Origin of the sequence: Paractinoplanes ovalisporus (assembly GCF_016834655.1) — a bacterium.
GTDB classification, from domain to species: domain Bacteria; phylum Actinomycetota; class Actinomycetes; order Mycobacteriales; family Micromonosporaceae; genus Actinoplanes; species Actinoplanes ovalisporus.
In genome coordinates, this window is record NZ_JAENHP010000010.1 from 111,184 (window position 1) to 135,511 (window position 24,328).

The 24,328-nt window shown below is 71.2% G+C and carries 21 protein-coding genes; 9 read left to right on the plus strand and 12 right to left on the minus strand.

Going from position 1 to position 24,328, the window contains the following annotated elements:
* Positions 1-127: 127 nt before the first annotated feature.
* A complete protein-coding gene (locus JIG36_RS28005; RefSeq protein WP_236048364.1) occupies positions 128-2,425 on the plus strand; it encodes a putative bifunctional diguanylate cyclase/phosphodiesterase in 2,298 nt (765 codons plus the stop codon).
* 123 nt (positions 2,426-2,548) lie between these two features.
* Here JIG36_RS28005 and JIG36_RS28010 read toward each other — a convergent pair whose 3' ends face one another.
* From JIG36_RS28010 to JIG36_RS54670, 3 genes are all read right to left on the minus strand, one after another.
* On the minus strand, positions 2,549-3,700 hold the full coding sequence (locus JIG36_RS28010) for a GNAT family N-acetyltransferase (RefSeq protein WP_236048365.1): 1,152 nt from the start codon (positions 3,698-3,700) through the stop codon (positions 2,549-2,551).
* A gap of 148 nt (positions 3,701-3,848) precedes the next feature.
* Positions 3,849-3,995 carry a hypothetical protein gene (locus JIG36_RS28015; RefSeq protein ID WP_203379394.1) on the minus strand — a complete coding sequence of 49 codons (147 nt, stop codon included), beginning with the start codon at positions 3,993-3,995 and terminating at the stop codon, positions 3,849-3,851.
* 242 nt (positions 3,996-4,237) lie between these two features.
* On the minus strand, positions 4,238-4,465 hold the full coding sequence (locus JIG36_RS54670; protein ID WP_203379395.1) for a maleylpyruvate isomerase N-terminal domain-containing protein: 228 nt from the start codon (positions 4,463-4,465) through the stop codon (positions 4,238-4,240).
* 91 nt (positions 4,466-4,556) lie between these two features.
* On the opposite strand from JIG36_RS54670, the gene JIG36_RS28025 reads away from it, so the two are divergent.
* Both JIG36_RS28025 and JIG36_RS28030 read left to right on the plus strand, forming a co-directional pair.
* On the plus strand, positions 4,557-5,009 hold the full coding sequence (locus tag JIG36_RS28025; RefSeq protein WP_203379396.1) for a hypothetical protein: 453 nt from the start codon (positions 4,557-4,559) through the stop codon (positions 5,007-5,009).
* Between the two features lie 50 nt (positions 5,010-5,059).
* Entirely contained in the window at positions 5,060-7,846 is a 2,787-nt protein-coding gene (locus JIG36_RS28030; protein WP_203379397.1) for a M48 family metalloprotease, read from the plus strand.
* A gap of 41 nt (positions 7,847-7,887) precedes the next feature.
* On the opposite strand, the gene JIG36_RS28035 is transcribed toward JIG36_RS28030, so the two are convergent.
* On the minus strand, positions 7,888-8,247 hold the full coding sequence (locus tag JIG36_RS28035; protein ID WP_203379398.1) for a hypothetical protein: 360 nt from the start codon (positions 8,245-8,247) through the stop codon (positions 7,888-7,890).
* Positions 8,248-8,388: 141 nt separating this feature from the next.
* Positions 8,389-9,879 (minus strand): hypothetical protein, encoded by a 1,491-nt coding sequence (locus JIG36_RS28040; protein WP_203379399.1) that lies wholly within the window; start codon positions 9,877-9,879, stop codon positions 8,389-8,391.
* A gap of 230 nt (positions 9,880-10,109) precedes the next feature.
* Between JIG36_RS28040 and JIG36_RS28045 the strand changes: the two genes are divergently transcribed.
* Positions 10,110-11,204 (plus strand): alpha/beta hydrolase family protein, encoded by a 1,095-nt coding sequence (locus JIG36_RS28045; protein ID WP_203379400.1) that lies wholly within the window; start codon positions 10,110-10,112, stop codon positions 11,202-11,204.
* Here JIG36_RS28045 and JIG36_RS28050 read toward each other — a convergent pair.
* The 4 genes from JIG36_RS28050 to JIG36_RS28065 all read right to left on the minus strand — a co-directional run bounded on the left by JIG36_RS28050 (position 11,188) and on the right by JIG36_RS28065 (position 15,271).
* Complete coding sequence (locus JIG36_RS28050) at positions 11,188-11,568, minus strand: tyrosine-protein phosphatase (RefSeq protein ID WP_203379401.1); 381 nt, start codon at positions 11,566-11,568, stop codon at positions 11,188-11,190. The two genes, JIG36_RS28045 and JIG36_RS28050, sit on opposite strands and share 17 nt — an antisense overlap.
* A 93-nt stretch (positions 11,569-11,661) precedes the next feature.
* A complete protein-coding gene (locus JIG36_RS28055) occupies positions 11,662-13,848 on the minus strand; it encodes a xanthine dehydrogenase family protein molybdopterin-binding subunit (RefSeq protein ID WP_203379402.1) in 2,187 nt (728 codons plus the stop codon).
* Entirely contained in the window at positions 13,845-14,822 is a 978-nt protein-coding gene (locus JIG36_RS28060; RefSeq protein WP_203379403.1) for an FAD binding domain-containing protein, read from the minus strand. The genes JIG36_RS28055 and JIG36_RS28060 overlap by 4 nt, the downstream gene beginning before the upstream one ends.
* A complete protein-coding gene (locus tag JIG36_RS28065) occupies positions 14,822-15,271 on the minus strand; it encodes a (2Fe-2S)-binding protein (protein ID WP_203379530.1) in 450 nt (149 codons plus the stop codon). Before JIG36_RS28065 ends, JIG36_RS28060 begins: the two co-directional genes overlap by 1 nt.
* 236 nt (positions 15,272-15,507) lie before the next feature.
* Between JIG36_RS28065 and JIG36_RS28070 the strand changes: the two genes are divergently transcribed.
* Positions 15,508-16,422, plus strand: a complete 915-nt coding sequence (locus tag JIG36_RS28070; protein ID WP_203379404.1) for a LysR family transcriptional regulator — start codon at positions 15,508-15,510, stop codon at positions 16,420-16,422.
* Positions 16,423-16,580: 158 nt separating this feature from the next.
* Positions 16,581-17,657, plus strand: a complete 1,077-nt coding sequence (locus JIG36_RS28075) for a PQQ-dependent sugar dehydrogenase (RefSeq protein ID WP_236048366.1) — start codon at positions 16,581-16,583, stop codon at positions 17,655-17,657.
* 51 nt (positions 17,658-17,708) lie between these two features.
* Here the strand turns inward: JIG36_RS28075 and JIG36_RS28080 are convergent, their stop codons facing one another.
* Complete coding sequence (locus JIG36_RS28080; protein ID WP_203379406.1) at positions 17,709-18,881, minus strand: hypothetical protein; 1,173 nt, start codon at positions 18,879-18,881, stop codon at positions 17,709-17,711.
* Between the two features lie 49 nt (positions 18,882-18,930).
* Positions 18,931-20,568 (minus strand): PAS domain S-box protein, encoded by a 1,638-nt coding sequence (locus tag JIG36_RS28085; protein ID WP_203379407.1) that lies wholly within the window; start codon positions 20,566-20,568, stop codon positions 18,931-18,933.
* 131 nt (positions 20,569-20,699) lie between these two features.
* Between JIG36_RS28085 and JIG36_RS52285 the strand changes: the two genes are divergently transcribed.
* A complete protein-coding gene (locus tag JIG36_RS52285; RefSeq protein WP_203379408.1) occupies positions 20,700-21,599 on the plus strand; it encodes a carboxypeptidase-like regulatory domain-containing protein in 900 nt (299 codons plus the stop codon).
* Positions 21,600-21,638: 39 nt separating this feature from the next.
* Positions 21,639-22,748, plus strand: coding sequence for a lactonase family protein (locus JIG36_RS28095; RefSeq protein WP_203379409.1), 1,110 nt, complete (start codon positions 21,639-21,641; stop codon positions 22,746-22,748).
* A 6-nt stretch (positions 22,749-22,754) separates the two neighbouring features.
* Here JIG36_RS28095 and JIG36_RS28100 read toward each other — a convergent pair whose 3' ends face one another.
* Positions 22,755-23,003, minus strand: coding sequence for a hypothetical protein (locus JIG36_RS28100; protein WP_203379410.1), 249 nt, complete (start codon positions 23,001-23,003; stop codon positions 22,755-22,757).
* Positions 23,004-23,101: 98 nt separating this feature from the next.
* On the opposite strand from JIG36_RS28100, the gene JIG36_RS28105 reads away from it, so the two are divergent.
* Positions 23,102-24,310 carry an alpha/beta hydrolase gene (locus JIG36_RS28105; protein ID WP_203379411.1) on the plus strand — a complete coding sequence of 403 codons (1,209 nt, stop codon included), beginning with the start codon at positions 23,102-23,104 and terminating at the stop codon, positions 24,308-24,310.
* Positions 24,311-24,328: the final 18 nt, after the last annotated feature.

Here is a 24,328-nt window from a genome sequence, read left to right on the forward strand (position 1 = left end):
GCGCTCGGCCTTCGTGAGCTCACGCCTTCGTGAGCGCGATCGCCTTAGCCGCCGGGCCCGCGGTGCGGGGGAGCTTGTCGTGCCGCTGTGACTCAGGTGACCGGCGACGCGGTCGAAGAGATCGGTGATGCTGACCTGGTTCCGGACCGGCCGGGCGAGCGCCGTGTGCGTGCTCGTCTGCGCCGTTCTGCTGCTGGTGCAACAGGCATGGTATTTCGGGGGATGGGGCGGCCCGGAGGTCGTCACGCTGATCTCGGACGCCGCCTACGTCCCTCAGGCGCTCGTGTTCACCGTGCTGGCGGCCCGGGTGGCCGGGTCGGGGCGGCAGGATCCGCGGACCCGCCGGGCCTGGCTGGTGATCACCATGGCGTTCGGCTGTCAGCTGGCCGCGCACATCGCCTGGTTCACCCAGTCGCACGTCGTGCACAGCACCAGCTACCCCTCCACCGCCGACTACTGCTTCCTGCTCTTCTCGCCGTTCATGTTCGCCGGGCTGCTGATGCTGCCGGGCCAGCACCGTCGCCGTCGCGACCGGCAGAAGCTGGCGCTGGACGCGCTGATCGTCGGCGCCGGCGGGTTCATCGCGATCTGGTACCTGCTGCTCGGCCCGATTCTCAACGCTCCCGGACTCACCATGTGGCAGCGGGCGGTCACCGCGGCGCTGCCGATCGGCGACCTGCTGCTCGTGCTGGCCACGTCGACCGCCATGCTGCGGCGCCACCAGCGAGACACGCCGGCCCCGATCCGGCTGCTGGCCGGCTCGATCGCCCTGACCGTCACGGCCGACGTGTCCTACAGCTGGATCCAGCTCAACGGCGGGTTCACCGGCGGCTCCTGGCCGGACCTGCTGTGGCTGGCCGGGTGCTTCCTGCTGGTTCTGGCGGCCGACCAGCAGTACCGCCGGCCGCGGCATCCCGAGCCGAGACGGCGGGATCGCAGCGCGGTCTTCCTCCTTCCGTACGCGGCCAGCATCGCCGCCTACGTTCTGCTCGCCGTCCAGTCGTCCGATCTCCCCCTCAACCCGTACGGGGGAATGATCTTCGGGTCGGCCGTTCTGACCCTTCTGGTGATGGTGCGCCAGTCGCACGCCCTGCGGGACAACCGCGAGCTGGCGGTCACCGACGGGCTGACCGGTCTGGGGAACCGCATCCTGGTGACCGAGCGCCTGGCCCAGCTCGCCCGGCAGCCGATCCGGCCCGGCCGGCACACCGCGATCCTGCTCGTCGACCTCGACCGGTTCAAGCCCATCAACGACACCTTCGGCCACGAGGCGGGGGACGCCGTGCTGATCGCCGCGGCCGACGCCATGCGCGGCGTGATCCGGGACGGCGACCTCGCCGCACGCCTCGGCAGCGATGAGTTCGCCGTCGTTCTGCAGGGTCTGCCGACGCGGGAGGCCGCGGGTTCGGCCGCCGCCCGGCTGCTGGAGGCGCTCCGCATGCCGGTGATCTTCGGCGAGCACGTGCTGATGGTGGAGGCGAGCATCGGCGTCGCCCTCCGCGAGAGCCGGGACGCCTCCGGCGACACCCTGCTGCAGCAGGCGGACACCGCCCTGTACGCGGCCAAACGCGCCGGCCGCGCCCGCTTCGAGTACTACTCCGACGTGATGGACACCAAGGCGCGCGAGGCCGAGCTGCGCCGCGCGGTCGCCCAGGACGAGCTGGTGGTGTTCTTCCAGCCCATCGTCGCGCTGGCCACCGGCGAGCTGAAGGCGTTCGAGGCCTTGGTCCGCTGGAACCATCCCGTACGCGGCCTGCTGGGCCCGGGCGAGTTCATCGACCTGGCCGAGGAGACCGGGGCGGTGGTGCCGCTGGGTGCGTGGGTCCTGCGGGCGGCGTGCCGCGAGGCGGCCGGCTGGCGGGCCGGTCTCCCCGGCGCCGAACCTCTGCGGCTGACGGTGAATCTGTCACCGAAGCAGGTCGCCCAGGCCGATCTCGTCACCGTCGTCGAGGCCATCCTGACCGAGACCGGCTTCCCGCCCGATCGGCTCACCCTGGAAATCACCGAGAGCGTCGTCCTGCAACCCGACCCGCTCACCATCGGCCGTCTGCAGGCCCTGCGTGATCTCGGTATCCACCTCGCGGTCGACGACTTCGGCACCGGCTACTCGGCCCTGAGTTACCTGCGCCGCCTGCCGGTGACCGTGCTGAAGATCGACCGCTCGTTCGTCACCGGCATCGCCGACGACGCGGAAGCCCGCTCGGTGTGCGAGGCCGTGGTCCACCTGGGTGAGGCGTTCAAGCTCCACGTCGTCGCCGAGGGCATCGAGACGGCCGAGCAGGCGGCCGCCCTCCTCGACATGGGCTGCACGACCGGGCAGGGCTTCCATTTCCACCGTCCGTTGCCGCCGCCGGAGGCGGGGGACCTGGTCCGCCGGCAACTGGGGGCCCCCGGACCAGCGGCGCTGACGGATCGGAACGCCTAGCGCATCGCGATGCCGATCGATCTACTCCATGCCGAACGCGAGATCTTCGACCGTGTCGCCGAGCTGCCAAGGTAGCGACGGCTGGATCAACCTGGTCGGCCTGCGGGGGCATCGGCCTGTCGTTCAAGGAACCTGGTAGCCGTGGAAGCGGACCTGCCGGCGCACGGTGAAGCCGAGGCGCTCGTACAGTCTGATCGCGTCGTGATTGTTGGCTGCGACGTGGAGGAATGGTCTCTTACCGCACGCGGTGATGCGGTTAGCAGCGGCGTGCACCACCTGCGCGGCGAGCCCGCGCCCGCGGTGTGTGCCGGCGGTGCAGACGCTGCTGATCTCGGTCCAGCCGGAGGGTCGCAGCCGTTCGCCGGCCATCGCGACGAGTGACCCGCTGTCGCGCACTCCGTAAAAGGCGCCCAGTTCGACGGTGCGGGGCCAGAACGGGCCCGGACGTGTCTCGGCGGTGAGCGCGAGCATGTCGGGCACATCGGCATGTCCCAGCTGTGCGACCTCGACGGTCGTGGTGGACGTGGTCTCCCGGCCGTCGCTGATCATCTGGACGCCGTCCAGAGCGAAGACGGGCGTCCAGTTTCTCGGCGGGGTGACGGGTGCGCTGAACAGATCGGCCAGTTGGCCGGTGCCGAGCAGGCGTGCCAGGTCGTTCCAGTCCGCCGCTGAAGGATCGAGTGGCACCGAGGCGAACGATGCCACCTCGGCTTCGTAAGTGACCGCCTGCCCGACCCAGCGCGCGAGATGGCGGTGAGGGCCGCGCAAGGACAAGCCGACGGGGTCGTCGAGGACAGTGGTGTCGCAGTCGTGCACAGGAAAGCTCACAGTCTGATGTCGTCGGGCAGGCGCCACGCTACTCGCGACGGCGACGATGTTCCAGGCCCAGTCGTACGGGGTCAGGTCGACGTCGTAGCGGATCTGGTGCAGCCCCATGAGTTTGTGCTGGATCGTGCCGTCGTACAGCTGGAAGCCGCCGAGCCCGACCAGCACACCGCCCCACCACACCGCGGCGTGGTAGGCGACACGGCGGCGCAGGTCGGCGAGAAGGAAGAGCCCGGCGATGGTGGCGAACCAGCTGAAGGCGTGGAACAGACCGTCGGAGATCAGCCCCATCGCCGGGGTGGACTTGTCGTAGAAGTGATGCCAGTGCAGGAGTTGGTGAAATACCGCCTCGTCGAGGAAGGCGGCGATGCCGAGACCGAGCAGCACACCGGAAAGCACATTACGGCCGGTGGCGGAGAAAGCCCGTTGCTCGACCGGGACGGCAGACATCGAGTACCTCCTGTAGACGACGTCGGTAGCGCATTCCCGCCGCTCGATCGTCCAAACGAGAACAAGAATCCGTTCAGGCGGTTTCGTAGACGCGGACTCGCGGCGAGTAGGGAAGGGTTCCGAATAGGGGTATAGCGAAGGTAAATGTTCAGGCCGCGGCCAGGCGCTCGGCCAGCTGTTCCAGCTCCGGCGCCTGTGGGGATCGGGGGTCCCAGACGGCGGTGTAGAAGATCTCCACCTCGTGTCCCTCGTCGTGCAGCGGCCGGTGCTTCGAGCGGCCGTGATCGATCCGCACGCCTCCGACCCACGCACCGGCCTGCACGTCCCTTGCCGGACACGGTCGGCACGCCACCGCGACCTGCGGGCACCATGGCGCGTCCGGCATCACGGCGCGACATTGATCGTCACCGGCTTCCCGGTGGCCGGCCGCCCGCCGAACCGGCAGCATCGTCCTAAGCTCGTGCTGGGCTGGTCAGCCCTGATCGGGCTGCTCATCGCCGCCACCGTCCGTGCGCGTGGGTCAGTGGCGCGCCGTTCCTATGGACGGAGCTCGCTGCGAGCGGGAGGGTCCGCATTGCTCTGTGGAGCCAGGTCGGCATGCGCGGCGACGTCACGGACCCGCCATGCCGTGCACAGCGACGGCGTGTGCCATTCCGCATCGGTGAGCGGCTCGAGCAGGGCGGCACGGCGCCCAGCAACTGCGGCAACCGTCCCATCACCGGCCCATGTCGATGAGCACCTCCGGCCACCACGCCACTCACCCATCGAGTAACGCCCTGTCGGCAACTCGACAGGCGGCAACCTTTGGGCCCAGCCGTCCGTGAAACCGGAGAGCGGAAGTCGGAAGGGGTGCTGAGTGGATCACGAAGTGGCCGGGCCAGAGGCTTTGGAAGTCGTGGAGCTTGCGCGGCGGGGGGTCGCGGCGATCGCCCCGGAGGAGATGGTCCTTTTCGAGGAAGCGGCTGCGGTCTGGCGCGACGGAAACCTTCGCAACGATATCGCCGACGGCACGCCGGGTGGTACCGCGCGGATCGGCCTGCCGACCTTCTTGAACACAGCGCTCGTGTTCGAGATCGTAACCGGTGCTCTGGGTAACGTCCTGGGCAATGCGGCGTACGCCGGCATGGGCAAACGACGGTGGTGGCGCCGCAGGCAGAAGCCTCAGGCCACGGTCGTCATCGACGCCGGCCAGCGGGCCGCGTTGCATGCCGTCTGCATGCGCAATGCGCAGGACCTGGGAATGTCCGAGCGCAAGGCGAGGGTTCTGGCTGACTCAGTGTTCGGCCCGATCCTGGAGAGCGCCCCCTGATCTCCTCGACGGCCTCCGACTTCGTCCGCCGGCCGTGGGGGCTCTACTCGGTGACGGCGTTGCTGATGACCGCCTCCGGCTCGGCCGCGGGCTGGGCGGCCGGTGTCGGTTATGGATTTGTCGACGACTCCGTCACCCGGGTGTGTGAGGACAGGCTCGGCCTGCACGGAGTCATCGATGGCGATCTTCCTTATTCCGTGAACGTTCCGTTGGGAGCGTTCAGCGACTGCATATCGTCCTACCGCGAGGCGACCGTGACAGCGGTCGTGGCCGGTGTTGCCGCCACATGGTTGCTGACCTGCCTGCTCATCGTGTCAGAGTATCTGTGGGTGCGGTGGCGCCTACGGGGGGCCTACTGGCATCTCGATGAGCGATTCGCGCTCGCCGCGACCACTTTCCAAGCCCTTTGCCGCACCGAGCAGGGTTCGGACCGGCAACGGCCCGACCTATGGGTGGCCGGCGTCGGTTCTGGAGTTTCCGAGGCTTTCACCTTCGGCCTGCCGTTCACCCGGCCCGTCGTTGTCGTGCCGCCTGCGCTGGCGCTCGGCGAACACCCCGACTTCGAGCCGGTGGTCCGCCACGAGCTCGCTCATGTCCGCGCGCGCGACGTGACCACAGCCTGCTGGGCATCGTGGTCGTTGTGGGCCAGCGCGGCTGTGGTTGTTCTCGGTGTGCTTCCCCTCCTGGTGGGCTCGGCCCGCGTTCCGTACTGGTGGGGCACGGCGACCCTGGTGGTCCTGCTGCTCGTGCTCGCGGCGAACCGGGCGGCCGTGCTGCGGCTGCGTGAACATCTCGCCGATCGAGTGGCGGTCGACGGGATGGGCGGCCCGGAACGCGTCACGGCCATGCTCGACAAGGTCCCCGAACAGACCGGTCCCCGGCGAATCCCGACCGCCCTCGTCCGGCATTTCCGGGCACATCCCGAGCGGGATCGCCGGCAGCGGGTCGCGAACCACGAGCCCGTTCCGGCTGAGGGCAACCTCCTGCTGGTGGCGGCCGTGGCGCATGTCGGCGTGGCCCTGCTGTCCCCGGCGTACGTGTTCGTCAGCAACCTTGTGGGCTGGACCGCGATCACGCAGATCCCGCTCTGCGGGGTGGTCGGAATCGCGATGGGCGTGCTCCTGATGACGCTCTGGGAGACAGAGGCCCGGGCCGGGCGGCGCCAGTTGCCGTTCGTCCTCGCCGTCCTCGCCGGCGCCACCACCGGTGCACTGGCAAACGTCCCGGGTCTGCCCACCAATCTGGTGCGCAGCGAATTCCTCCAGGCGCAGTGGCAGCTGGCGGTCATCGCGCTCGGGGTTGTCGGCGCGGTCTGGCTCGTCACGGAGCTGACCGCGGGGGACCAGCGGCTCAGCCGGGCGCTGGTCGGCGTCGCCGCAGCCGCGTCAGTCGCCTACGCCGCGGCACGGGCGATGGAGCTGGCGCAGATGGCGGCACTGCCCCGGCTGGCGCCCCACCTGGCGGAGTATCTCGGGCCGGTCCTCCGGATCAGCCTGGTCAAGGGCGGGCTCACAAGTCGTTGCTATCCGGCGCTGGTGCTCCTCGGCGTGGTGGCAGCCCTGGCGCTGGCCGGCGGTAAGCCGCCGCGCGCATTGCTGCGGCTGACGGTGCCGGTGCTCGCGGCCGGTACTGCGGCCGCCGTGCCGACGCTCTATCTGCTTTTCAGGCGCGACCTCGACGAGGCCCAGCTGGAGCACCTGATGCATGGCCGCTGGTGGTGTGCTGCGCTCGCCGGGTGGGTGGTCATCGTGGTCGCCCTGGTCCTGCGCCCGCCGAACGATGACCGCCCACCGGTCGCCTGGATCGTTCTGGCCGGCTGGGCTACGACGCTGAGCCAAGGGATCGTCTACCTGCTGCGCGACATCTTGATCGGTCGTCTTCCCCGGGACGTGTGGCTGTGGAATCTGCAGCACTACCTGATCAATTCTTCGGAGATCCTGGTGGTGCTCACGCTGGTCCTGACGCCGGCTGTCCTCGGCGCGGTGGTGGGGCTTCGGCGGGTGGCGCGGGTCAGGGTCGGCAGGCACCGGACCCCAGTTCTCTATCGGCCCGTGGCGGGTCTGGCTGGATCGCTGACCGCCGCGGCTGCCGTCGTGGTCGTGCTGTCCGGAACGGCGGCCGCTGTGACGGGACGCGCCGACGACCAGGAGCGGGTGGATTACGCGCATGCGGTGCTGACCGATTCCACACCGAAACCCGTTGTCCCTGAACCGGTGCCTGGTCCGCGCGATCTCCCGCGTACGGTGACGGAGGCACAGGCGCGACGGGCGCTCGATGCCGCAACGGCCGCCCTGCCCGGCTGGAAGGCCGGGAAGTTCGAGCCCGGCGACGGGGCCGTGAAGCCGTCGCCGCGGGAATGCCGCGAGGTGATGGCTCGGAATGACAGAAAATGGTCGGCGGTGCCGAAGGACCCCGCCCAGAGCCGGACACTGCACGGACCGGACGATCACACGCTCGACATGTCCCTGGTGGCCTATCCGAACGCCCAGGTGCTGGCGGACAACTGGGCGGATGCCGATGCCGTATCACGCCGTTGTCCGTCCTTCACCTTCCCCGCCGACCAGGACGCGGATCGGGTGGCCCACCGCCGAGTACGGACACTCGACCTCCGTCCCGCAACTCTGTACCACCGGGAGATCATCACCGAGCTCAGCACCAGCGAGGGGCCGGTGATCTGGCTCGCGCGTCTCCGCTGCGTCGCAGCGGGGGCCACGGAGATCTGTGCCAGCGGTTCCGTGCTCACCGTCGGCCAGCCGCCCGCCGAAGCCATCAGAGCCCTGGACGAATTGCTGGCCACGGTGACGGATGCCGCACTCGCAGACCTTCGCCGGGGGTGACGGGCCAGAAGGCGCGCATGGGCCGGTGCAGCACCGTGCTGTCAGTGTTTCGGGGTGCGCAGCACGGTGTCGAGCTGCCCGTCGCGGTCTGTGTCGAGGTAGGTGAGCTCGGGCACCCCGTCACCATCGAGGTCGAGCTGCACCACGTCGGCGACGCCGTCACCGTCGAGGTCGGTGACCACCTCGATCGATCCGTCCGAGCGGCGGCTGACAATCGAATTGGCGGCGGTGGCGACCCGGCCGGCCGGTCCGGGGATGGGCGGCGATCCAGGCGCGGAGGATGGCAGCGGGCCGGGCCGGCTGGCGTACGCCCCGACCGGGCCGTCGGTGCCGGCCGGATCGATCTCCTCTTCAGAGGGGTAGACGTCGCCGTGCAAGGCCGGATCAGGATAGGTACTCATCTCCTTCAGATTCCCTGACGGAGCCCGCAGTAACCGTCGGCGCAGGAAGAAGGACGCCCCGAGGGCAAGCCCGCATCAGCCACTACTGCCGACGGGGGCAAGCCCCGCCAGAAATCCAGCGGCGGGCCGCCGCCGCGGTGTTCAGCGTTGGCGGGCGGCCACCCGGGCGATGGTGCCGGCGAGCAGCAGGGCCAAGCCGATCAGGGCCGCCGTGGTCGTGTCGGTTCCGGTGATCGGCAGGCCGCCGCCGGTGCCGCCGCCAGTGCCGCCGCCTCCGGTGGCTGGGGCGGCTGCGGTGATCACGATGGCGGCGCTGTCGTCGGACGGGTCGGGGTCGCCGGCCGGGGGTGGGCCGAGACGCTCGGTCTTGATGCTGCCGCGCAGGGTGCCGCGCTTGTCGACGCGCAGCGTGAAGTCGAAGTTGACGGTCTTGCCGGGCGCGTAGGGCACGCCCTCGAACGGTTCGGTGAAGCAGTAGAAGTTGCCGTCGCCCTCGTGGGCGCCGGGCGGGAACGGCGCCCCGGGGGTCGGGCGTTCGACGTTGAACGGCTCGCACAGGCGGGAATGCTTGACCACCGTGGTGCCCGCGGGCGGCGTCACCGTGATCTGCAGGTAGGAGCCCAGCTCCGACGCGTAGCCCTCGATGCGCGCCGGGCCGTTGTTGCGCATCCCGAGGCGTACGGGAATGGTCTGGCCGACCTTGCCGCTGCTGGTGGCGCCGATCGCCGTGAAGTTGGACTGGTTGACGCCGGTGACGGTGATCGAGAAGCCGTCCGCGTTGTTGTTGGGGTCGGTCTCGGTCTGCGGGTCGGCCAGCGCCGAGGCCACGGGGGCGAGTTCTAGCTCGGGACCGGACCCGGCCGGCGACGGGCGGCCCAGATCGGCGTAGTCCTGCGCGGTGTACCACGTGAAGGTGGCGTACCACTGGCTCGGCGCCCACACCATGTCGGTCGCGGTGAGCTGCCATGGTGTGGCCAGGCGGTAGGTCTGGCCCGGGGCCAGTTCGAGGTCGAACCGGCAGGCGGCGCCGAACTCGGTGGGGGCGCAGTTGCTGTGTGGCGCGGCGGCGAACCCGCGGACCGTGCTCAGCTCGAGGACCACGCCGGTCACCGGGTTGTCGCCGGTGTTGCGGACGCCGGCGGTCAGGCCGGTGGACGCCCCGGTCGCGAGCGAGACGTCGCCCTGGGTCTCGACCGAGGCCAGCGAGACCTGCTCGGCGATGGTGATCGTGCCGGTGGCGGTGGCCCGCGTGCGGCCGTCAACGACCGCGCGGACGGTCAGTCGCGCGGTCGCGCCCAGCCGGGCGCCGGGCTTGGCTATCACCGAGAGCGAGACGTTGCTGGCACTGCCGGGGCAGGTGATCGTGGCGGGCGTGGTGACGCATCGGGGGTCGGTCCACGGCGCGACCGTGGCGATCTCGCTCACCGCGGCGACGTCGACCACGAGCTCGCCCCGGGTCGCCTCGGAATAGGGCAGCACCGAATATTCCACCCGCATCGCCTTGGCGGCGCCGCCGGGCTCGACGCTGACATCGGCCATCGTCAGTTTCCACACGGGGGCGGCCTGGGCCGCGGCCGCGGGCACGAGGGCGGCGATCAGCACGATCAGGGCGACGCCGGCGAGCCTGCGCATCAGGGGCTTCTCCTCCGTGGGGGCGGACGAGGGGAGCGTACCGCCTGCTCGGAGCGCAATCTGCCCCTGTGGATAACCGGTGCGGCAACGCCGGGAGAGAGTGCAGCCGGCGGTGACGCTGACGTTCAGGGACACAGTGGCGGGTGGCGACGACCAGGTGACTTTGGTGGGGGCGGCGGTTCACTTTCGGCAGTTCCGGGCCCGGCCGGCCCGCTCCTACCTTGAGGCGCATGATCCGACGCTTCCTGCGTAGAACCCTGGCCACCCTGTCCCTCCTGGTGGCGACGCTGCCGATCGGCGCCGCCGCGACCGCGGCCCCGGCCCTGAGCCTGCCGCGCCCCACCGGCCCGTACGCGGTCGGCACGACCTGGCTGCACCTGACCGACCCGACCCGGGCCGACCCGTGGCGACCGGAGGTCCGGCGCGAACTGATGGTGTCGCTGTGGTACCCCGCCCGGCCCGGCACCGGCCCGGCCGCTCCCTACACCACGGCCGCCGTCTCGTCGCGGATCGTCGCCGCCGAGGGCCTGCCCCTGCCGCCGGACGTGCTGACCACCGTGGCCACCAACGCCCGGCGCGACGTGCCGGTCCGGGCGCCGGCCGGACGGGGCTGGCCGCTGGTGGTGCTGTCGCCCGGGTTCAGCCTGAGCCGGGAGTCGCTCACCGGGCTGGCCGAGGATCTGGCCGCCCGCGGTTACGTGGTGGCGGGCGTGGACCATCCGTACGAGGCCCGGGGTGTCGAGTTCCCCGACGGCCGGGTGGCCGAGTGCCTGGCCTGCGAGCTGAGCGGAGTGCTGCCGCGGGTGGTGGAGGGCCGGGCCGCCGACGTGTCGTTCCTGCTGGACCGGTTGACCGGCGACCGGCCCGCCTGGCGCGGCGCCCGATACCTCGACCGCCACCGGATCGCGGTGGTGGGTCACTCGATCGGCGGGGCGAGCGCCGCGCACCTGCTGACCACCGACCGGCGGGTGGACGCGGCCGCCGACCTGGACGGCACCCTGTTCGTCCCGGTCGCCGCGGCCCGGCCGCTGCTGCTGGTGGGCGCGGACCGGCCGGCCGACGCCAGCTGGGTGCGGGACTGGCCCGGCCTGACCGGGTGGAAGCGGTGGCTGGCCGTCGCCGGCAGCGGGCACATGTCGTTCACCGACCGGCCGGTGCTCGGCGCCCAGCTCGGCCTGGACCCCGGGGCCATCCCGGCCGACCGGCAACTGCTGATCACCCGCGAGTACGTGGCCGCCTTCCTCGACGTGCACCTGCGCCGCCGCGACCGGGCGCTGCTGGACGGGCCGTCCCCGGCTTTCCCGGAGGTCACCCGGACATACTGATCCGGGCCCGGATCGCGGTCAGGCGGTCGGGCTTCAGTCCGGCCACACGCAGAGTGTCCTCGATGTCCACTGTGGTGAGAAGGTCACTCAGCACCTCGTGGATCGTCGTGCCGTGCTCGGCCAGCCGCTCGACGACCGGGTCGTCGTCCCGGCCGAAGTGGGTGCGCAGGCGGTCGCCGCTGAGCGCGTAGTCCTCGACGATCGCGTCCGTGGTCACGCCGGCCAGGGCCAGCACGAGCAGGGCGATCAGGCCGGTGCGGTCGCGGCCGATGCCGCAGTGGACGAGCACCCCGCCCGGCCCGGCGTCGGCGATCGCGGTCAGCGCGGACACGCAGCGGCCGGCTTTCGCGGGTCGGCAGGCCACCCAGATCCCGTACGTTGTGACAACCGGGCCAGACGAGGTCTCGTGTGCTCTCCACGGGGCCGGATGCTAGCGCTCGATTCGTAAATGGATTGCTCAGAGCAGCTTGTCGAGGGTGATCGGCAGATCGCGGACCCGGATGCCGGTCGCGTTGAAGACGGCGTTGCCGACCGCCGCGGCCGATCCGACGTTGCCGAGTTCGCCGAGACCGCGGGCGCCGACCTCGCTGACCTGAGGGTCCGGGTGGTCGAGCCAGTGCACGTCGATGGCGGGGACGTCGGCGTTGACCGGGACCAGGTAGTCGGCCATGTTCGCCGCCGCGTACCGGCCGTCCGGTTCGATCGGGTCGCTCTCCAGCAGGGCGCCCCCGATGCCCCAGATGATCCCGCCGATGAGCTGGCTGCGCGCCGTCCGGGCGTTGATCACCGTTCCCACGTCGAAGACCGACGTGAACCGGCTGACCCGGATGTCGCCGGTGAGCCGGTGCACCCGCACCTCGCAGAAGTGCGCGCCGAAGGACTGGAACGCGTACGGGCCGTCCCGGTCGATGCCCTCCGTGTTCTCCACCGCCTGGACGTCCGGCACGCCCATCGCGCGGAGCAGGTCGCGGAACCCCATCGACCGGCGGCCCGAGCTGACCCGCCCCTGCCGGTAGCGGACATCGGCCGGGTCGAGCCCGTGGAACGGTGAGCGCGGGTTCTCCACGGCGGCCCGGATGAGCGCGGTGACCGCCGACCGGCATGCGGCCTGCACCGCGGGGACGGTGCTGGCCGTGGCGCCGGAACCGACGGCCGCCGAACCGCCGGGCGGCAGTGCCGAATCGCCGAGTTCCGGCACCATCGCGGCGACCGGCAACCCCAGCGCGTCCGCCCCGGCCACTGCCAGCATGGTCCAGGCTCCGGTGCCGATGTCGGAGGTGCCCGAGGCAACGGTCACCCGGCCGTCGTCGCGGAACTGCACCCGGGCCGAGCTCGACCCGCGGCCCCCTTGGTAGATCGCGGTGGCCATGCCCATGCCGATCAGCCAGTCGCCGTCGGTCCGCGACCGGGGTCGCCGGGGGCGGCGGTCCCAGCCGAAGCGCATGGCCCCGACCCGGTAGCACTGGTCGAGATACTTGCTGGAGAAGCGGCGTCCACCGAGAGGTTCCCGTACGGCGTAGTTGCGCAGCCGCAGCTCCACCGGGTCGATGCCGGTCCGCGTGGCCAGCTCGTCGAACGCCGTCTCGACCGCGAACGCGCCGGGCGCCTCTCCGGGGCCCCGCATCGCCCAGGTCGACGGGGTGTCCAGCGTGACCAGGCGCTGGTCGATCCGGATGTTCGGGGTGCGGTAGAGGACCGCCGACGTGCCCTCGGCCGGCATCAGCGGCCATCCGGCGACCGCGGGCATCTCGGCGTCGCTCTCGTGGCTGAGCGCGATCAGGCGGCCGTCGGATTCGGCGCCCAGCCGCACGGTCTGCCGTACGGCCGACCGGTGCCCGACGGTGGTGAACAGTTGCTCGCGGGTCAGCACCACCTTCAGCGGCCGTCCTAGGGCACGGGCGGCGGCCGCGCACAGCTTCGCCTCGTTCCACGCCGGGACGCGGCTGCCGAACCCGCCGCCGGTGTAGCGGGCGATCACCCGTACCTTGGCCGGCTCGACGCCGAGGCTCGCCGCGATCGCCGACGCGTGACGCTGCGGTCCCTGCGAGCCGCAGTAGAGGGTGAGCTGGTCGTCCTGCCACACGGCGGTGGTGGCGTGCGGCTCCATGGCGACGTGGTGCTGGGCGTGCTGGGAGACGGTGGTGGTGATGGTGACCGGGGCCGACGCCAGGGCTTCGTCGATCGAGCCCACTCCGGGGGCCAGCACCTGCTCGGCGCCCGGCGACGTGCCGGGGCCCGAGTCGGCCAGCGAAGTCCGTGGCGTTGTGCTCGTGTATTCGGCGGTCACCAGCGCGGCGGCGTCCCGGGCCCGTTCGAGGGTGTCGGCCACGACCAGGCCGATGATCTGGCCGCGGAAGCGCACCGTGGTGTCCTGCAGCACGGTGTAGTTCTCGGCGCCCCGGCCCGCGAAGTCGTTGATGATCCGGATCGACCGGAACGGGGTGTAGACGGCCAGGACGCCCGGCGCGGCCTCGGCGAGGGAGACATCCATTTCCCGTACGGTGCCCCGGCCGACCGTGGCCAGGATCAGATGCCCGTAGACCAGGCCGTCGGGGTGGTAGTCGGCGGCGTACGGGGCGCGCCCGGTCACCTTCAGCGGTCCGTCGACGCGGGCGGTCTCGCGTCCGATCGGGGAGACGCTCATCGGGTCCGCTCCAGCTCCAGAAGGGCGCGGACCAGCGTCCGCCGCATCAGTTCGGGTTTGAAAGCGTTGTGCCGCAACGGCCGTACGCCGTCGAGGGCCCGTGCGGACGCCGCCTCGTAGGACGCCTCGGTCGCGGGCCGGCCGGCCAGGGCCGCTTCGACCGCCGCCAGCCGCCAGGGCCGCGTGCCCATGCCGCCCACGGCCACGCGGGCCTCCACAATGGTGTCCCGTTCCCGCCGCACCGCCACCGCCGCCGACGCGAGCGCGAACTCGTACGACTGCCGGTCGCGGACCTTCACATAGATCGAGTGCGAGGCCCAGGGGAGGCGGGGGAGGACGACGGCGGTGATCAGTTCGCCGGGCTGCAGATCGTGTTCGCGATGGGGCGTGTCGCCGGGCAACAGGTAGAGGTCGCGCAGGCTGATCGTGCGTTCCCCGGTCCGGCTCCGCAGGCGCACGGTGGCGTCCAGGGCGACCAGGGCGACGGCGAGGTCGCTGGGGTGGGTGGCCACGCAGGAGTCGCTGGTGCCGAGCACGGCGTGCATCCGGTTCTCACCGCCGACGGCGGGGCATCCGCTGCCCGGCCGGCGCTTGTTGCAGGGCACGCTGACGTCGCGGAAGTAGCCACAGCGCGTACGTTGCAACAGGTTCCCGCCGATGCTGGCCATGGTGCGCAGCTGACCGGAGGCGCTCGCTTCGAGGGCCTGCGCCACCACCGGGTAGTCGCGGCGGACCAGCGTGTGCGTGGCCACGTCCCTCATCCGTACGAGGGAACCGATCTCCAGGCCCTCACCGGTCGCCTCGATGGCCCGCAGGGGAAGGCGATTGATGTCCAGGACCCGGCCCGGGGTCATCACCTCGAGCTTCATCAGGTCCACGAGTGTCGTCCCGCCGGCCAGGAAGGCGGTGCCGGGATCGGCCTCGCGCACCGCTTCGGCGACGCTGCCCGGACGGGCGAACTGGAACTCACGCATCAGCGCATCTCCTTCCGCGCCTGCTGGACCGCCGCGACGATGCCCGGGTAGGCGCTGCACCGGCAGATGTTGCCGGACATCTGCTCGCGGATCTGGTCGTCGGTTCGGGCCCGCCCGTCCTCGATGACCGCGGCCGCCGACATGATCTGGCCGGGTGTGCAGAACCCGCACTGGAAGCCGTCGTGATCGATGAACGCCTGCTGCAGCGGATGCAGCCGGTCGCCGTCGGCCAGGCCCTCGATGGTGGTGACCCGGGCGCCGCCCAGGGTGGCCACGAGGGTGAGGCAGGAGACCACCCGTTCGCCGTCGACGTGCACGGTGCAGGCCCCGCACTGTCCGCGGTCGCAGCCCTTCTTGGTGCCGGTCAGCCGTAACCGCTCGCGGAGCACGTCCAGCAACGTCTCCCGCGGGTCGACGGTCAGGGGCGTCACCGTTCCGTTCACGGTCATCCGCACCCCGACCTCGCCCGGCGCTTCCTCGGCCAATGCGTCCGCGCCGATCAACGGCACCGTCGCGACCGCTGTCGCCACCACCCCGGAACGGCTGAGCAGCTCGCGCCGGGACATTCCCTCGCTCTGAGTCACAACGGGCATGGTTGCCGCCGGGAGAAGCGGTCGCCAACAAGGTGGGCGCATGCTCACTATGCAGGTCGGGCATACCGAGCGGACCGATGCATAATGTGCGGATGTCGGATGTCGAACTAGGGTCTTTGGAAGACCTGCGTGCGCTTTCGGTGCTGCTCGAGGAGCGGCACATCACCCGCGCCGCGCTCCGATTCGACCTGAGCCAGTCGTCGATGAGCCGGACCCTGCAGCGGCTCCGGTTGCGATTCGGTGACGAACTGCTGGTCCGGGCGGGCAACGATTATCAGCTGACGCCGCGGGCCCGGGAAATGCAAAGTGAACTGGCCCAGATCCTGCCGAGGCTGGAGAATTTCGTGGCCGGGCGCGGATTCGACCCGTCGACCGCCACCGGCGTGCTGCGCCTGATCGGCACCGACTACACCACCGCGACCCTCGGCCCCTTCCTGCTGCCCCGGCTGTTCCACGCCGCGCCCGGCCTGGAGATCCGGCTCAACCAGCGGGATCACCACAGCTACAACGATCTCGAACGGGGCCGGGCCGACATCGCGATGTCGGTGCTCCGGCCACCCGGACCGTTGCGGTGGGAGCAGCTGTTCACCGACGACCTGGTGTGCGTGGTCGACCGCGACAACCCGGTCGGGGAACGATATTCCCTGGTCGACTATGTCGCGGCCGGCCACGTGGTGATCACGGTGGTCGGCGATGAGCAACCCGTCATCGAACGGTGGTTGCAGAACTTCGGCTACAACCGGACGGCCGCCGTCCGGGTCTCGTACTTCACCTCGGCCCTGGCCGCCCTGCCGGGAACGCCCCTGGTCGCGACGATTCCGCGGCGCATGGCGGAGGTGCAGACCAGGGCCGACCCGCAACTGCGGATGGTCGAGGCGCCGGAGGAGTTCGACGCTTTCCCGTACGGGATGATCTGGCACGCCCGCCTCGAGACCGATCCGGCGCACCGCTGGCTGCGCGACATGATCCGGCAGGCGGCCAAAGAGATGACCACCCGGCGGCCGTGACCGTTTCCGAAATGCGCATCGGTAATACCGGCAATGTGCTGAATGCATGGTGCGGTGACGTCTTTCGGAAGCTTTTCCCATGCCTCTGATCACCTGAATGCAAAGCCCGTCGGGCGACGCTCGGGAGGATTTCCATGGGATTGTTCATACGTCCGCGAATGATCGCGGTATTCACCACTTTGTTGCTGGCCGGTTGCACGGCCGATGCCGCGCCGATCGCAGCACCTGTCGTATCCGCGAGCGCATCGTCGGCCAGTTCCGGCTTCGGTGCGGCCGAGGAGATCGCCACCGGCATCGACGTGCCGTGGGGGATGGCCTTCCTCCCCGGCGGGGACACCCTGATCACCGAGCGTCAGACCGGTCGCGTCCTGCGCATCCGGGCCGGCCAGGAGCCGGTGCCGGTCCGCACGGTTCCCGACGTCTACTTCCCGCGCGGAGACGGTGGCCTGCTCGGTCTGGCCATCTCCCCGCAGTTCGACCGCGACAACCTGGTGTACGTCTACTACACCGTCGCCGGCGCGATCCGCATCGGACGGTTCCCCCTCGACTCCGACGACCCCGTGCAGGTCATCCTGGAGTTCGAGCACGGGGACAACCACAGCGGCGGCCGTCTCAAGTTCGGCCCGGACGGCATGCTCTATGCGACCGTCGGCAACGGACACGACGACGCGGCCGCCCAGGACCCGGCCAACCTCAACGGCAAGATCCTGCGCATCACCCCGGACGGTCAGCCGGCACCGGGCAACCCGTTCCCAGGGTCGGCGGTCTGGAGTTACGGGCATCGCAACCTGGAGGGCATCGCCTGGGACGCCGAGGGCCGCATGTACGCCTCCGAGTTCGGCGAGGACACCGCCGACGAGATCAACCTCATCGAGCCGGGCCACAACTACGGCTGGCCGGACGTCGAGGGCATCGGCGACACCGGGAACGGCCGCTTCACCAACCCGCTGGTCACCTTTCCCACCGCCGAGGCCGGCCCCTCCGGCATCGCCGTCTCGGGCACCACCCTCTATGTGGCCGGCCTGACCGGCCAGCGCCTGATCACCATTCCGCTTCTCGACGGACGCCTCGGCGAGCCGGCCCAGCACCTGCAAGGGGTCTACGGGCGGCTGCGGACGGTCGAGGTCGCCCCCGACGGTGCGCTCTGGCTCACCACGTCCAACCGCCAGGGCCGGGGCGGGCCCCGCGAGGGTGACGATCGCATCATCCGATTCGCGCCGGCGGGCCGGGGCTGACGTCTTCCCGCGAGACCGGACGGGACGGCCGGCGCTGGAAGCGCCCGGCTCTCAGCCTGACGTGCGGGCCGGGCGATTCCGGCGCCGGCCGGTCAGCGCCAGCGCCGCGCCGGCCGCGACCAGCAGGCCGCCGCCCACCGCGAGAGCCACCACCGGCGCGCCGGTGATCGGCAGGCCCCCACCGGAACCGCCGCCGTCCCCGGTGCCGACCGGGCCGGTCACCCCGGTCGCCGTGGTTTCGGCCGTCGCGGCGAACACCTGGGCCACCCGGCCCGGTGCCAAGGCGACCGCCGGCGCGACCACACGATAGGTGCGAGTGCCGGCGAACGGTGCCTCGAGCGTGTACGTGCCGTCTTTGCGGGCCTTGGTCGTCGCGACGGTCCGCCACCCGGCCGCGGTTGCGGTGCGCTCCTGCAGTCGCAGCTCGCGGCCCGCGTCGTTCTCCTCCACGGTCGGGCACGGGCCCGGGTCGCAGAGCCGGTTGAGCTTGACCGCCCGGCCGGTCACGGTCACCGTGCCGCCGATCGTGGCCTTCCGCGGGATCGTCACGGTCAGCCGGTTGCCCTGCACCGGAGCGCTGACGCCCGTGTAGCCGTACCAGCCGTTCGGCGCGGAGCGCAGGCCGACGTTGACCGGAGCCGGGCGCGCCGGAACGACGAAGGACGTCGCGGTGGTCGGCGCGGCCAGCTCGTCGTACTCGTTGAACTCGAACACCGAGGCGACCGGGACGTAGCGGAACGGGCCCGGGGTGTCCAGCGGGTCGCCCGGGTTGGGGTCGGTGTACGGGCCGGGCCGCCACGTCATCAGGATCGACCCGTCCTCACGCGGCACCACACCGACGATGTGTGCCGCCGGGTCCCGGTCGGTGTCGAACACCGGCGAGAACGCCGGTTCGCTGATCTCGGCGCCGTCGGCGTCGATCGCCACCACGCGCACCCGGTAGCTGGTGTCGCTCAGGCCCGGCCAGAGCAGCGCACGATCGGGCTGGTCGGCCTCGACCACCTTCGGCTCCACGCTTTCGGCGACGCCGTCGCCGGCGCGGACGAGTGTCAGCCGGTTGCGCGTCGCGCCGGTCTCGTCCCAGGTGATCGCCACGTCCGTGTGCGCGGCGGACGTCCAGGCCACCCGCACATCCGACGGCGCCGGCACGGTCGGTGCGAGGGCCGCGGGCACCCCGGCCACGGTCGGCGTCAGCGCCAGAGCGGCCACCAGGTCCATGATCATGCGCGGATAGTAGTGCCGTCGCGATGCGCCTCGCGGACAGACCCTGGTCTCAGTAGCGGAACTTGTGCTGGGCGCTGCGGCGGTTCACCCGGGCCGGCAGCTCGTCCCGGTTGTCGCCATGATGCCGCCGCTCGTTCGCCTCATGGCGCTGGGGGAAATTTCGCATCGTCACGACGAAGCCCTGGACCAGGCGGTCCTCGCGCAGGTCGCGGTACGTGGCCTCGATCAGCACCGGGCTGCCGTCGGCCCGCACCAGCGAGCAGAACACCACCCCGTCGCCGGAGCCGCCGAAGGCCCGGCTGAGCTGGTCGCGGTCGTCCGGGTGGACCAGGTCGCCGAGGGTGGCCAGCGGCGGAAGGTCGGTGGTGCCCAGCAACTCGTTCAGCGCCGGACTGGCGTACCGCAGGCGCTGGTCCTCGTCGATCACCACCATGATGTCCGCGCTGTTCCGGATCACCGCGCGCAGATAGAGGTCGCTGTCACGGCGGCCGACCGCCTCCACCAGCGAGATGCGCTCCAGCGCGAGCGCCGCCTGAGCGGCCAGCACCTCGAGGGTGTCGCGGGTGGCGGTCAGGGTGTCCCGGCGGCCCTCCAGGATCAGGGCGCCGCCGCTGGGCCGGGCGACGTCGAGCGGCTCCAGCCGCAGCGGACAGACCAGAGTGGCGTAGTCACGGTCCGCGTCTCCGATCCACCAGCTGCGGGGCGGCGGGCCGCCCTCGTGGCCGGGCCCCGCCTCGCGGGTGAGCCGGCGGTCGTCGAGGGAGAAGTCGGTGCGGCGGATCGCCTCCGGCGGCATGAGCTGGGGGATCGCGGCTCGGACGGCCTCGTCCACGGCCGCGGTGTCCGAGGCGGCGACCAATGCCGCACTCGCCTCGCGCAGGCCGCGTTCACGCGTGAGGGCCTGACCGTTCAGGGTCACCGAGTCGGTCAGCCGCGTGATCGTCAGCAGGAGGGTGATGGCACCGGCCACGGCGATCACCACACCGTCGCCGACCCCGCCCCGCACGGCCTCGATCAGCAGTACCACCGGCGGGGTGGCGACGGAGACGCCCAGCAGCACCACCCAGTGCACCCGCCACGGGCTCGGCCGCGGCGCCGCGGGCTCGGTGAGCCGCACCATCGACGGGTGCAGCGCGGCGGCGCCCCAGGCCAGGTAGAGCACGACGAACCCGGTTTCGCTCAGCCGGCCCGGCCACAGCGGCTGGACGATGTCGCTGACCAGCACACCGACCGCCCCGACGACCAGCAGCGCGGCCGAGAGGTTCCGGCCCGCGACGACCAGCACCCGGGCGACAACCGCGAGAAGCAGAAGAGCCCCGATGACGTACGCCCCGGAGATGTCGCCGATCCGCGCCGCGTCACCGAGGACGAACACCCACACCAGCAGCAGCGCCGAGCACGCGAGCGCGAGCAGGTCGATGAGCCGGGCCCGGTCGACGAGAATCGCACCGACCCGGGTCAGCTGCAGCAGGCCCCAGGCGACCGGCACGAACATGACGTAGAAGCAGACCTCGGCCGCGCCGGGCCGGTCCAGCGCGGTCAGCACGTCGCCGGCGGCGCTCGCCACGATGGCACTCGCGAGCAGCAACCAGGGCCCGCACCGGGCCGGCCGGTGCCGGCGCACCCCGTAGACGATGGCGGCGACGCTGCCGATTCCCAGCACAGCCCATTCGATGGCCCTCAACACGCCCCACTAGTACCAGCGGCGTCGCTGTGTGTCCAAGTCACGGCCGGCGTCGGCGTCGGAAGAGGGCGGGTCGCGCGGTCCACCTGCGACCGGGCATAGTGTCCGGCGGCTTCGTCGAAAGGTGGTGGCCAGTGAAGGCCCGCTTATGTGCCGCCGTAGTGATCGCGTCGATCCTCGGGGTCCCCGCGGCACCGGTGGCGGCCGCACCGGCGCCCGTCCGCATCCAGAGCGTGTCGGCGGAGAACGTGAAGCCCGGCGACACCGTGCGCGTGCGGTTCCGCGTCACGAACACCGGGAGCGCAACCGAAACCGCGATCGTGGTGGTCGGGGGCGGCCTGCGCTGTGAAACCGGATGCCGGGCCGAGCCCCGCCTCGGCCCGGGCAAGAGCCGGAACCTCGAGGCCCGGCTGGTCGCGCCCGAGGCCGGGCCCGGTGAGACGAGCGGCCTGAACATCTCGGTCGCCGTACGCCTCGGCGGCCAGAACTACTTCGACCACAAGACGGTCTATGTCCACGGCGCGGGCCGGCCGGCGACCGACGTGGCCCGGGTCTCCGGCCGCGTCCGCGACTCCGGCGGCAAGGCGATCCGGGGCGCCGCCCTGACCGTCCAGGACAGCGCCGGGCACGAATACCGGAAGACCAGCGATCGCAGCGGCCGGTTCTCGCTCCGGTCGACCGCCGACCGGCCGATCGCCGCGGGCTCGATCACGGTGGTCGCGACCATGGACGGCTACCGCACCGCGCGGAAGACCCTGACCGGCGCCGCCGGTGGGGCCGTGAACGCGCTGGTCACCCTGACCGCGGTCGCCACGCCCACCCGCACACCGTCGTCATCCGCCGTGACGGCAAGCCCTCTCGCAGCGGTCGAGGGCACGGTCGAGCCCACGACCCCTCCCGCCCTCGCCGCCGTCAGCGACGAGGGCGGCGGTTCGCTGCCGTTCAAGTTCCTGGGCGGCCTGCTGATCGCCGCGGGCCTGGGCGCACTCACGCTGGTCATGATCCGCCGCCGACGCCTGCGCATCGACGCCTAGCGATGGCCGAGTGCGGCCGGCGGGGTTATGTTGATCGACATGCCTACTTCCCGACGCGGACTTCTGCGACTCGGCGGCGCCGCCGTGGTCGGCGTTGCCGCCGGCACCGCGGTGTTGCGCAACGCCACGGCTGACGCCACCGAGCTACCGGAACAGCGCTTCCACCTCGGCACCTACACCGCCTCGGGCGGGCTGGGGATCGCCCGGGGCCGCGTCGATCCGCAGACCGGGCGGCCGGCGATCGACTTCTGGACCACCGCCGTCCGCCAGCCCTCGTGGCTCGACATCGCGCCCGGCTCCGGCCACCTATACGCGGTCAGCGAGGTGTCACCCGACGGCACCGTGAACGCCCTGACCAGTGACACCGCTCTGCTCAACACCCAGCCGACCGGCTCGGGACCGGCCCACGTGGCCGTCCACCCGAACGGGCAGTTCCTGTTCACCTCGCTGTACGGCGGCGGCGCCGTCGTCACCCACCGGATCGCCGGGGACGGGACGGTCGGTGCGGCCACCGACACCAGGCGGCAGTCCACCGGTGGCCGCACGTCGAACGCCCATCAGGTCGTCGTCGACCCGGACGGCGACCACGTTCTCGCGGTCGACCTGGGTGTGGACACGGTGTTCACGTACCGGCTGGATCCGGCCGCCGCGACGCTGGCCGAGACCGGGCGCCTGACCCTGCCGACCGGCACCGGCCCCCGGCATCTGGCCTTCCACCCGGACGGCGCGTACGCCTATGTGGCCGGCGAACTGAATTCCACGGTGACCGTGTGCGCCTACGCGGACGGCGTCCTGACCGCCGGCCAGGTCACCTCGACCGTGCTGAGCCCCGGCGTCACCAACTATCCAGGTGAGATCGCCGTGTCGGCCGACGGCCGTTTCGTCTACGTCAGCAACCGGGGCACCGACACCGTCGCGGTGTTCGCCGTCAGTGCGGGCGGGGCCCACCTGACCCTGGTCGCGACACCGCCGTGCGGTGGCGTGTGGCCGCGGCACCTGGCGATCGACGCCACCGGCACGTGGTTGTACGTGGCGAACGAACGCTCCGGCACCCTGGCGTGGTTCCCGCTCGACGCGGAGACGGGCGTGCCCGGGCCGGCGGCGGGTTCGATCGCGGTGCCCGCGGTCACGCAGATCCGCTTCGGATAGCAGCCCTCAGTAGACGTGGCCGAGCAGGTCGATCTCGCCGGTCGGCCAGGCCGCGCCGCTCACCGGGCGCACCATAATCTCGTGCGGCGTCACCGCCCGGGCCAGGCCGATCGTGTGGTGGTCGTTGATCTTCACCCAGGTCAGCGGGTTGTCCACCGTCGTGAAGCCGTGGCGGCGGTAGAGGCCCTCCTCGTCGGCGAACAGGCAGACGAAGTCGATCCCGCAGGTGGCGGCGTAGCCGGTGACCGCCGTCACGCGCCGACCCTAGCCGGGCGCTGGTACAGCCTGCTGTACCGGCAGGAGTACCGCTGACGGGATCGATCTTGATGAGCGCGGAAAATAGCGTCGTAACCATGACAGCGAACAGGAGTTTCCGAAGGCTGACGGTCGGGATCACGGCGGCTGCACTGCTGGCCGGCGCGGTGGGAACGGCCAACGCGGCCGTCCCGGAGCATGTCGTCACGGCGGCGGCGTCCGGCTGGCAGGGCATCACCCGGGAACAGGTGCGGATCGACTTCGGCCGGGGCTGGGTGACCGACGCCGAGCTGACGTATCCCACCCACGTACGGGGTCGTCTGCCGTTGGTGGTGTTTCTGCACGGCAGCGGGCACAACGACATGAACCAGACGCTGCCCGAGGGCAAGGGCGCCACGTTCATCCCGCTCGCCCAGGCCGCGAGCCGCGAGGGTTTCGCGACGCTGCGGTTCAACAAGCGCGGGGTGACCGGCATCGGACCGGTGGAGAGCACCGACCCGGCACAACTCAACCCCAAGCGCCCGTACGACCTGATCCAGCGCGACGCCGCGTCGGTGATCCGCTTCGGGGCCGCCTCGCCGCGGGTCGACCCGTCGAAGATCTTCCTGCTCGGCCACAGCGAAGGCACGAACGTGGCCGCCAACCTGGCCTCCGACCCGGCGAAGTACGGCATCCCGAAGCCGGCCGGCGTGATCGCGATGGGTGTCGTCGGCGACGACATCAAAACGCTGCTGACCCTTCAGATCTACGGCCGTCTGGTGCTGCAGATGCACGACGAGTTCGACGTCGACGGCGACGGCGAACTGACCGCCCGGGAGGCGACCGACGGCCTGATCGGGCAGCCGAAGGAGCTCGCCGACCAGTTCCGGTCGGTGCTGCTCGACGGCGCCCGGATCAAGGCGAGCACCGACACCGACCACGACGGGCAGATCGCCATCGACGCCGAGGCGGGCACGGTGCTGCGCAAGGCCAGCGGCATCGACAACTACCCGGACACGCCGGGCCTGGAGACGCTGAAGGACTACGTCACCGACATCGCCCGCTTCCCGACCGTGACCGAGGCCCTGCCCCGGTTCACCGGCCCGACTCTGCTGCTCAACGGCGAGAACGACCTGCAGACCCCGGCCCGGGTCGCGCTGGCGGCCGACGCCGCCGTCGGGGCCGCCGGCAACAAGGACCACAAGGTGGTCATCTACCCGGGCATGGCCCACACGATGAACATCACCCCGAAGTTCCGGTCGGAGTTCGGCGAGCCCGACCGGCAGGTCGTCACCGACATCCGCGGCTGGCTCCGTTCCCACCGCTGACCGATCACTTCCGTGGGG